This is a genomic window from Streptomyces sp. NPDC097619, from assembly GCF_040302735.1.
Taxonomy (GTDB): Bacteria; Actinomycetota; Actinomycetes; order Streptomycetales; family Streptomycetaceae; genus Streptomyces.
Window position 1 is genome coordinate 1 of record NZ_JBEOSD010000228.1, and the last position, 9,070, is coordinate 9,070.

General features: G+C 71.4%; 7 protein-coding genes and 3 pseudogenes. 7 read left to right on the top strand and 3 right to left on the bottom strand.

The features are described from left to right. The first annotated feature begins 170 nt into the window (after positions 1-170). Together ABTZ17_RS34600 and ABTZ17_RS34605 are read left to right on the top strand one after the other, a co-directional pair. The gene (locus tag ABTZ17_RS34600; RefSeq protein ID WP_352199775.1) at positions 171-536 is read left to right on the top strand and encodes a YbjQ family protein; all 366 of its coding nucleotides are present in this window, start codon (positions 171-173) and stop codon (positions 534-536) included. A gap of 314 nt (positions 537-850) precedes the next feature. Then, positions 851-2,296, top strand: a complete 1,446-nt coding sequence (locus tag ABTZ17_RS34605) for a phosphoinositide-specific phospholipase C-related protein (RefSeq protein ID WP_352199776.1) — start codon at positions 851-853, stop codon at positions 2,294-2,296. Positions 2,297-2,802: 506 nt separating this feature from the next. On the opposite strand, the gene ABTZ17_RS34610 is transcribed toward ABTZ17_RS34605, so the two are convergent. Beyond that, complete coding sequence (locus tag ABTZ17_RS34610) at positions 2,803-3,522, bottom strand: methyltransferase domain-containing protein (RefSeq protein ID WP_352199777.1); 720 nt, start codon at positions 3,520-3,522, stop codon at positions 2,803-2,805. A gap of 261 nt (positions 3,523-3,783) precedes the next feature. Here ABTZ17_RS34610 and ABTZ17_RS34615 point away from each other — a divergent pair. The 4 genes and pseudogenes from ABTZ17_RS34615 to ABTZ17_RS34630 form a co-directional block, all read left to right on the top strand. Beyond that, positions 3,784-4,218: pseudogene (locus tag ABTZ17_RS34615) on the top strand (carbohydrate binding domain-containing protein); the annotation flags it as partial. A gap of 162 nt (positions 4,219-4,380) precedes the next feature. After that, positions 4,381-5,286: pseudogene (locus ABTZ17_RS34620) on the top strand (right-handed parallel beta-helix repeat-containing protein); the annotation flags it as partial. 115 nt (positions 5,287-5,401) lie between these two features. Beyond that, positions 5,402-5,752, top strand: coding sequence for a hypothetical protein (locus ABTZ17_RS34625; protein WP_352199778.1), 351 nt, complete (start codon positions 5,402-5,404; stop codon positions 5,750-5,752). Between the two features lie 338 nt (positions 5,753-6,090). Then, on the top strand, positions 6,091-6,882 hold the full coding sequence (locus ABTZ17_RS34630) for an endonuclease I family protein (protein WP_352199779.1): 792 nt from the start codon (positions 6,091-6,093) through the stop codon (positions 6,880-6,882). A 97-nt stretch (positions 6,883-6,979) separates the two neighbouring features. Here the strand turns inward: ABTZ17_RS34630 and ABTZ17_RS34635 are convergent, their stop codons facing one another. After that, positions 6,980-7,819, bottom strand: coding sequence for an NPP1 family protein (locus ABTZ17_RS34635; protein WP_352199780.1), 840 nt, complete (start codon positions 7,817-7,819; stop codon positions 6,980-6,982). 202 nt (positions 7,820-8,021) lie between these two features. Here ABTZ17_RS34635 and ABTZ17_RS34640 point away from each other — a divergent pair, with 202 nt between their 5' ends. After that, a complete protein-coding gene (locus tag ABTZ17_RS34640) occupies positions 8,022-8,954 on the top strand; it encodes a carbonic anhydrase (protein WP_352199781.1) in 933 nt (310 codons plus the stop codon). A 25-nt stretch (positions 8,955-8,979) separates the two neighbouring features. On the opposite strand, the pseudogene ABTZ17_RS34645 reads toward ABTZ17_RS34640, so the two are convergent. Next, positions 8,980-9,070 (bottom strand): annotated as a pseudogene (locus ABTZ17_RS34645) (small ribosomal subunit Rsm22 family protein); the annotation flags it as partial.

Sequence of the window (9,070 nt, forward strand, 5' to 3'; positions counted from 1 at the left end):
GGTTGGGCGGCGCGGGGGGGCGTGGGGTGGCGCGGGGGGGGGGTCGCCGGCGCCGGCCCCCCCCCCGGGGGGGGGGGGGGCCCCCGGTTGGGGGCCCCCCCCACCCGCCCGCGGGGGTGTCGGAAGCCGAAGGCCGGGCGCGGCCCCGGTGGCTGTCCCAAGATGGTTTCATGACGATGGAACACGGCGGGAACACGACCGCCGCTCAGACAGGCGTCCTCGTGGTGACGACCAACGACGTCCCGGGGTACCGCGTGGAGAAGGTCATCGGTGAGGTCTTCGGACTCACCGTCCGCTCCCGACACCTCGGCAGCCAGCTCGGCGCGGGGTTGAAGTCCCTCATGGGAGGTGAGCTCAAGGGACTCACCAAGACACTCGTGGAGACGCGCAACCAGGCCATGGAACGACTCATCGAGCAGGCCAAGGCGGTCGGCGGGAACGCCGTCCTCGCGATGCGCTTCGACGTCACGGACGCCGCCGACGTCGGCACCGAGGTCTGCGCCTACGGAACCGCGGTCGTCCTCGCCGCGGAGTGACCACGCCCCGGCTCACCGGATGCGGCTGAAGCCTGCGGAGCGGGTGCGTCGGCCCGGGTTCGCGGGGGGCGCGACGACGGGTCCGGCAGAAGTGCGGGCGGTGCAGTTCTGCCGGTGGAACTGCATGGTCCGGTGGACGGTGACGCTGTTGGCTGGGTGGAGAACGGACGGAGTGGTCGGTCGGGGGCACACTGAGGTGTCTCCCGACCGGCCGTTCCGCCGTGTGCCGTGCGATCCGGTGCCGCAACGCGCCCGCTCCGGCACCGACGACCGTCTTGACCCTGGGGAACGACATGTTTGCAAGAGGCTCCCGTGTGCTGCGGAGACTGGCCCTGCCGGTTCTCTCGCTGCTCTTCCTGGCCGCGATGCTGCCGACTCCGACGACCGCGGTGGCGGCTTCCGGCAGCAAGTACGGAGACGCCCGGCTCGACCAGTGGTCGTGGCTGACCACCCACAACTCCTACGCGCACTCGGGGGCGGTTCCGCCGCGGAACCAGTCCCGCGAGATTCCGCAGCAGCTCGACGAGGGCGTGCGCGGGCTGATGCTGGACACGTACGACATGACCGTCAGCCCCGAGGGCGACCTCGACGTCATGCTGTGTCACTCCACGCACAAGTGCTACGGCACCTTCGCCAACCGACTCGGCCAGATCGTGGACTTCCTCAAGCGGAACCCGAACGAAGTGGTCACGATCTTCCTGGAGAACTACGCCGGTCGGGCCTCGCTCACCGGGGTGATCAGCGGCGTGCTGGAGGGCAAGAACGCGAAGGACCTGCTGTTCTCGCCGAGCCAGTACGACATCGACGACCGGAACTGGCCCCGGGTGAAGGACATGGTCTCCGACAACCGCCGGCTGGTGATCCTCCAGGACAAGTGGGGCGAGGACGTTCCGGTCAAGTCCACCGACGGGAGCAAGGAGTACGGGCGGCTCATGCACACCTGGTCGCGCACGGTGGAGACGCTGTACGACTACGACGGCCGGCCGAACGGTTGCGCCTCGCGCACCGAGAACCCAGTGGGTCAGAACCCCATGCCCAAGACGGCCCTGACGCCGCTGTTCACGATGAACCAGTTCGACTCCAGCGTGCTCGACCCGGAGAACAAGGCACCCGGCGACAACGGCGCGGCCCTCAAGAAGCGCATCGACAAGGACTGCCGGCCCGCAGCGGGCCGCAACCCGAACTACGTCGCGGTGAACTTCTACGAGAAGAGCGACACCAGTGGTGTCACGCCGCTGTCCGTGGTCAACGAGCTCAACCGCAACGCCCACGTCTTCGCGCCGCACCCCGCGCTGTGGACCGTCACCCCGAACAAGCAGTACGTGGGGCAGACCTACGAGACCTCCGCGCCGAACCGGTGCATGGTGCGCGGTGACGAGTTCCCGGAGGGCACCGGCGGTGTGGTGACGCAGCGGGCCTGCGCGAGCCCGGCGCCCAGCAGCCACCAGTGGACGGCGACCCCGCCGAGCTACGACGGCAAGGGCTTCTTCTGGATCAAGGCGAACAACGGCAACTGCCTGACCGTTCCTGCCAACGACGGGGTGCCGCCCGGGAACGACATGCCGATGTTCTGGTGGCCGTGCGAGACCCGGTGGTCCTCGGGGAACCAGCTGTGGAACATCATCCCCGTCGAGCAGTACGGCGGACGGCGCGCCTACTACTTCATCAACCAGTGGACCGGCAAGTGCCTGACCCTGGACCCCAAGACGAACAGCGGCAAGGTCGGTCGGGTCACCCAGGACGTGTGCCCGAACCCGTGAGGTCCGCCCCCGGCGGAGTCCCGGCGGTGAGCGGCCCCTGCACCTGCCGGACCCCGGAGGGACGGACCCTGGAGGGACGGACCCTGGACGAGCGGACCCCGTACTGACGGACCCGGGTCCGAGACACCCGGAACGGCCCGGCCGAGCGATCGGCCGGGTCGTTCGCGTCGTCGTCCTCCGCCGGGAGGGAACTCGGAGCCGGTGCCGCACGAGGACAGGGCGCCTGGTCGAGAGCACGCGAAAATCCCGTCACCTCGGGAGGGAGGTGACGGGATTTCAGTGGAGCGCTGGGCAGGCCTTGCACCTACATCCCCCCACGGGAAGTGGGGTGTCTTTCCTTGGACCACCAACGCACGTGCCGGGGAACCCTGTTCGGGGCGACCAGCTCTGAACCAATACTACTCCACGATGTCCGATGCCGTTCCCACCGGACGCGCGGACCGGGAGTCCGGGCTTCCGTCCCGGCTCCCGTCCGCCCCTGGATTTCGCCTCCGCGTTCCCCGCCTTCAGGGACGGCCTGCGACGAACCAGCGGGCGGGGATCCGGAGCGGGGCGCCGTCGGGACCGCTGTCGCTCATCGCGAGGGAGGTCTCGCCCTCGGCGAGGACGCTCAGGCCCGCGCGGCCGAGCAGAGCGGACACCTCACCGTCGGCGATCTCGCCCGGCCGCAGGTCGTGTTCCTTGACCCGGCGCAGCTTGGGCGAGGGGCCGCCGGGCAGCGCGGCGAACGACTCGATGGCTTCCTTGGCCTCGCCGGTCGGTTCGAGGACGAGGGCGCGGCCGCGGGTGCCGACGAGCCGGGCGACGGCCGCGGCGACGGCGGGGCGGTCCTCGGGGTCGCTCTGGTGGAGCACGGCCCGCATGTACACGTTGGTGTCGCCGAGGCGTTCGGACAGGGCTCCGGTCTGGGCGGGGTCGGCGAGGTCGACCTGCTCGTACGTGGCCGTTCCTTGCGGGTCGGCGCGGCGGGCGTGCGCCACGGCGGCGGCGCACAGGTCCACGCCCACGGCGCGGGCGAAGCGGGTGGCCAGGTGGCGGGTCTGCGTACCGTTGCCGCATCCGAGATCGGCGATGGGCAGGGACGCGTCGGCGTAGGGGGTGAGGTGTCCGAGGTCCCGCTCCGCGGTCAGTGCGGGATCGGCGTCCCAGAACGGCTCCCCCTGTTCACCCGAGGACTGTTCCCAGAATCCGTCCCAGGCGGTGCGGTAACGGTCGGACACGCTCATGGGGGCTCCTCGCGGTTCGGCTCCGGGGCGGGAAGGGCGGGACAGCGGTCCCTCCCCTACCGCCTTCATCGTGCGCGGCGGTTCAACAGACCAAACGTGAATGCTCCCGGAGGGGCAACGGCCGCCACGGCGCGCGCACGGGTGGGACGGCCGGGAACGGGGCGAGCCGCACGGCCGGGCATTGACGCCCGGTATTGGTCTAGTCCAAGTTGTGCGTACGCATGTCCTGATCCGCTCTTCCCCAGTATCGGAGCGCACCTCATGACACACCACGGACGCCGCCTCCCCCGTGTCCTCGGCGCCGCCGGAGCCCTCGTCCTCGGCTCCGCCCTCCTCGCCCTGGTCCCCGCCCGGGCGAGCGCGGCAGCCGAACTGCTGGGCAATCCCGGGTTCGAGGCCGCCGGCCTCGCCCCCTGGGCCTGCACCGGCACCGCCGCCCCCACGACCACCGCCCCCCGCTCGGGCGGTTTCGCACTCAGCGCCACCCCGGGCGCGAGCGACCTCGGAGCCTGCACCCAGACCGTCAGCGTGCTGCCGAACACCGCCTACCACCTGACCGCCTGGGTCAAGGGTTCGTACGTGACCCTCGGCGCCACCGGCACCGGGGTCTCCACCTCCACCTGGGCCAACGCCCCCGCCTGGACCCAGCTGACCCGCTCCTTCACCACCGGGCCGGGCACCACCCAAGTCACCGTCACGCTCAGCGGCTGGTACGGCAGCCCCTACCAGGCCGATGACCTCTCCCTGATGCCGGCGGGTGGCACACCCTCTCCGTCACAGTCCCCGTCGGCGTCGCCTTCGGTCACCCCGAGTCCGACTCCCACCCCCACACCGACTCCCACACCGACACCGACACCGACCGGCACGACGACGCCCGGGAACACGGTCAGGGTCACCACCGCCAAGGAGTTGCAGACCGCCTTGACCGCTGCCGTCCCGGGCCGGACCATCGAGCTCGCCGACGGCACGTACAAGGGCAACTTCAAGATCACGACGGGTGGCACGGCCACGGCCCGGATCACTCTGACCGGTTCGTCCCGTGCCGTCCTCACCACGACGAGCGGTGGCGGTTACGGCCTGTCCCTCGCCAACGCGCCCTACTGGACCGTGCGGGGCATCACCGTGACCGGGGCGCAGAAGGGCATCATGGTCGACGCCTCCGACCACGTGGAACTCGAAGCGGTGACGGTGAACCACATGAAGATGGAGGGCGTGCACTTCCGCAACTCCTCCAGCTACGGGGTCCTGCGCGACTCCACGGTGCACGACGTCGGTACCGCGCGCGACGGCAAGGGCGAGGGCGTCTACGTCGGCACCGCCAACACGCTGTCAGACAAGAGCGACCACGTGCGGATCCTCGACAACGTGATCGGCCCGAACATCGGCGGCGAGAACATCGACCTCAAGGAAGGCACCACCGGCGGCCTGGTCTCCGGGAACCGCTTCGACGGCAACGGCCTGACCAACGTCAACTACGACGACTCCTGGGTCGACGTGAAGGGCAACGGCTACGTCATCGAGAACAACGTCGGCGTGCGCACGATGAACCACGGGTTCGAGACCCACACCCAGGGCCCGGGCTGGGGCTGCCGGACCGTCTTCCGCAACAACCGCTCCGACCTGACGGGCGCGAGCGGCAGCGCCGCCGCCAAGTACGCCATCAACGTGACCAACCGGTCGGCCTCCTGCCCGGTCACCGTCACCGCCGACAACACGGTCACCGGGGGCACCGCGCTCACCAACCCGGGCATCCCCGTCGGCTGATGCCCGTCCCGCCGGGGTCGCGGCCCTCGGGCCCCGCCGGAACGGCCGATCCCTCGGTCGGAGCCACATGAGAGGGGGCACTCCTGCACACGGGCACGGAGGGGGAGCGGGCGGGATGGGGTTCGAGGCGCAGGTCTGGCGGCTGGTGCGGCAGGAGGAGCCGCTCGGGGAGATCGAGATCGACGACGGCAACTTTCCGTGGCTGGAGGGGCGGTTCGTTCCGACGGCGGCGTTCGAAGAGGTACGGCCGTGGTTCGACGAGACGCTGTCCCTGGTCGAGGCCGAGGAGTACGAGCGGTTCGACGAGGCCTACGACAAGATCGCGGAGTCCTTGTCCCTGGTCGCCCCCGACAGTCCGGTCGCCGAGTTCCTCCTCCACATCAGGGACGGTCGTGCCTGGTTCCGCTGGAGCGACGAACCGTTCGACGAGGACGCGGCCGAGGATGGTGCCGTGGGCAGGCTGTGAGTACGGCTCGCCGGCGGGATCGGCGATGTGACGGCCCGGGGCCGTTCGGTGTGACGTCCGGGACCGTTCCGTGCCGTCCGGGGGTGCGACGGGTCGGGATCGGGTGGTGCCGCCGGGGAGGCCGAGAACGGGCGGGTCGTGCGGGTCCGGCCGGAATGCGGTGTCCGGTGGGTCACATATGCCGCACGGCGGCACCATCCATGCGGATTACCGACATGTACATGTCGCAATTTCTTCGCCCCGATGACACGATGCGGCCTGAATCTCTCCCCAGAGCATGACGTCCGCTCATTCCTGCGGCGGGCGCATCGCGTTGCCGAAAGGTTTCCCCTCACGTGATGACTTCTCTGTTCCGCGCCCGCCGGGCCCGTTGGGCCGCCGCCGGGGCCGCGGTGGCCGCCGTCGCCGTGCTGCTCCCGATGAACTCCGCCGCCGCGGCCGACCCGTACGCCGGCTACTACGCTCCCGCCGAGGGCAAGACGGGTGCCGCGCTCAAGTCTGCGCTGCACGGCATCATCAAGACGCAGACGAAGATCTCGTACAGCGCGGTCTGGACGGCCCTCAAGGACACCGACCAGGATCCCGCGAACCCCAACAACGTGATCCTGCTCTACTCCGGCCGGTCCCAGTCCAAGTCGACCAACGGCGGCGGGGTCAACGACTGGAACCGCGAGCACGTCTGGGCGCAGAGCCACGGCGACTTCGGCACGGGCGCGGGCCCGGGTACGGACATCCACCACATCCGTCCCGAGGACGTCACGGTCAACAGCACGCGCGGAAACAAGGACTTCGACCTCGGCGGCAGCCCGGTGAGCGAGGCTCCCGACAGCCGCACCGACTCGAACTCCTTCGAGCCGCGCGACGAGGTCAAGGGTGATGTCGCCCGCATGATCCTCTACATGGCCGTCCGCTACGAGGGCGGGGACGGTTTCGCGAACCTGGAGGTCAACGACTCCTCCAGCAACGGTTCCGTGCCGCTGCACGGGCGGATCAGCGTCCTGAAGCAGTGGAACGAGCTGGACCCGCCGTCCGCGTTCGAGCAGCGCCGGAACCAGGTCATCTACGACAGCTACCAGCACAACCGGAACCCGTTCATCGACCACCCGGAGTGGGTCGAGGAGATCTGGTAGTCCCCGGACCCGGGTGACGCGCGAGCGCCCCGCGCCGGACGGCTTCGGCCGTCCGGCGCGGGCACTTCCGTGGCGTACCGCCGGGGGTGCGGACCGGTCAGGCCCAGGGGTCGAAGGGGATGCCGGCGGGGCGGGCGGCGGCCAGCAGGGCGGGGAACCGGCTGTCGGTGAGCTTGATGGTGGCGGCGCCGAAGTCGGCGGTCATGAGGCGGTCGCGCAGCCAGGTCGAGGGCCAGCCGTTCCAGCCGACGAGCGGGGGGTAACGCCAGTTCCCGTAGTGGTTCTCCGGGGGCTCGTCGTTGCCGTTGGCCAGGCGGAAGAAGTGCGTGCTCGCCCCGTCCTTGTGGTAGACGATCTTGGGGTGGGTGCCGTCGAAGCGGACCTGGGAGCGGGAGTAGGTCCTGACGGTGCTGTGCTGGGTGGTCGAGACGTGCTCCACGCGGTTGGCGGCCGTGCTGACCCAGGAGATGACGTGCTCGAAGTCGTGCCGGTGGCCGCCGAGTCCGCTGCCGTGGACGGCCTGGTCCTTCTCGAAGTAACCGGCGTAGACGATGGCGCACCAGCCGTTGTTGCACTTGGCGCGGGCGTAGGTCTGGGAGTTGTCCAGGTCCGACCGGTCCCGGCAGCTGCCGTTGACGGCCCCGGTGGTGTTGAGGCCGGGGGCGAGGGTGCCGTCGGGGCCGATGGCCGGGGTGGCGTAGCAGCCGTCGGTGTCGTAGTCGAAGGCCGGGGAGAAGCTCTGCTCCCAGCCGTCGGCGTTCTGCGGCAGGTTCGGCGGGGGTGCCGCGGCGGCGGGGGCGACCGGCAGGAGGACGGCGAGGGCCGTGGCGGCGAGGAGGGCCGTCAGCCGGGAGCGGCGGTGTCGGGGCCGGGCGGGACCCGGGCCGGGCGGCCGGGTGGACCGAGGAGCGGGAGGACCCGTCGGGTTCTGGCGCATGGTCACCTGCTTTCGGGGGATGCGGGGCGGCGGCCCCGGAACAGGCGCAGCGTACTTTGTTGCGTACACGCCAAGCCGGTGATCGGGCGACACCGGCGGGAACGCGGCGCGAACAGGGCGCTCGTCCGCTCCGGCGACAAATGCGCTTATCCCGGCCTTCATTACCCCGCGCGAGGGGCGCCGACCGCTAGCGTGCGCGATCATGGAACACAAGGACGAACACCGTCGGGAGCCCGTCGTGGGGTCGGTGGCGGGGACCGGCAGACGACGGTTGATCTGTGGGTTCGGGGCGGTGGCGCTGGGCGTGGGGCTGGCCGCCGCGGATCCGGTGGGGCCGGGCGGCGGGACGGGACGGGCCGGGGCCGACGGCAAACACGGGGACCACTCCCCCGGCGGCGGTGAGGGCCGCGACCGCGGAGCGTCCGGTGCTCCGGGGCGGCCCGCCGAGCCGGGCACGGTCGCCGGGCGCGACGGCGGCGAGGATCCGGAGGTCCGGGCGGACGGGGCCCGGGCCGCTGACCAGCGGGCCCGCGTCCGGTTCACGACCCCCGAGGCGGCGCTGCGCGAGCTGGCGGCCGGGAACCGGCGCTGGCGCACCGGACGGGAGCAGCATCCCGGGGAAGGCGCGGCGGTGCGGCGGAGTCTGGTGGCCGGGCAGCACCCCTTCGCGGTGGTGCTCGGCTGCGTGGACTCGCGGGTGCCCCCGGAGCTGGTCTTCGACCAGGGACTCGGGGACCTGCTGACGGTGCGCTCGGCGGGCGAGGTGCTCGACGAGGCGGTCCTCGGCAGCATCGTGTACGGGGTCCTCGAACTGGAGGCGCCACTGGTGGTGGTGCTGGGGCATCAGGGCTGCGGGGCGGTGGCGGCGGCCGTGCGCGCCGACGGGGACACCCGCGGCCTCCCCGCGCACGTGCGCTACCTCGCCGAGCAGATCCGACCGGCCATCGACCACGGGCTCACCGGGCAGGCGCGGCTCGACGCGGCCGTGACGGCCCACGTGCGGCGGGTGCGGGCCCGGCTGGTCGCCGAACCGGATCTGGCACCGCGGGTGGCGGCCGGTCGGCTCGCCGTCATCGGGGCCCGGTACGAGCTGACGAGCCAGCGGGTCGTACGGATCGACGGCCCGACGTTCTGAGCCGGACGGCCCGTGGGGGTACGTCGTGCGGGCAGGGCGCGGCTACCCGCATCCCCGCCGCGACCAGGCGTTCCCGGGCCTCGCGGATCCGCAGGTAGCCCTCCGGGGTGCCCGGC

Bases quoted from the DNA above. Each gene is read 5' to 3' on its own strand.
- ABTZ17_RS34600 (WP_352199775.1), top strand. From the start codon at position 171: ATGACGATGGAACACGGCGGGAACACGACCGCCGCTCAGACAGGCGTC.
- ABTZ17_RS34610 (WP_352199777.1), bottom strand. From the start codon at position 3,522: ATGAGCGTGTCCGACCGTTACCGCACCGCCTGGGACGGATTCTGGGAA.
- ABTZ17_RS34625 (WP_352199778.1), top strand. From the start codon at position 5,402: ATGGGGTTCGAGGCGCAGGTCTGGCGGCTGGTGCGGCAGGAGGAGCCG.
- ABTZ17_RS34630 (WP_352199779.1), top strand. From the start codon at position 6,091: ATGACTTCTCTGTTCCGCGCCCGCCGGGCCCGTTGGGCCGCCGCCGGG.
- ABTZ17_RS34635 (WP_352199780.1), bottom strand. From the start codon at position 7,819: ATGCGCCAGAACCCGACGGGTCCTCCCGCTCCTCGGTCCACCCGGCCG.
- ABTZ17_RS34640 (WP_352199781.1), top strand. From the start codon at position 8,022: ATGGAACACAAGGACGAACACCGTCGGGAGCCCGTCGTGGGGTCGGTG.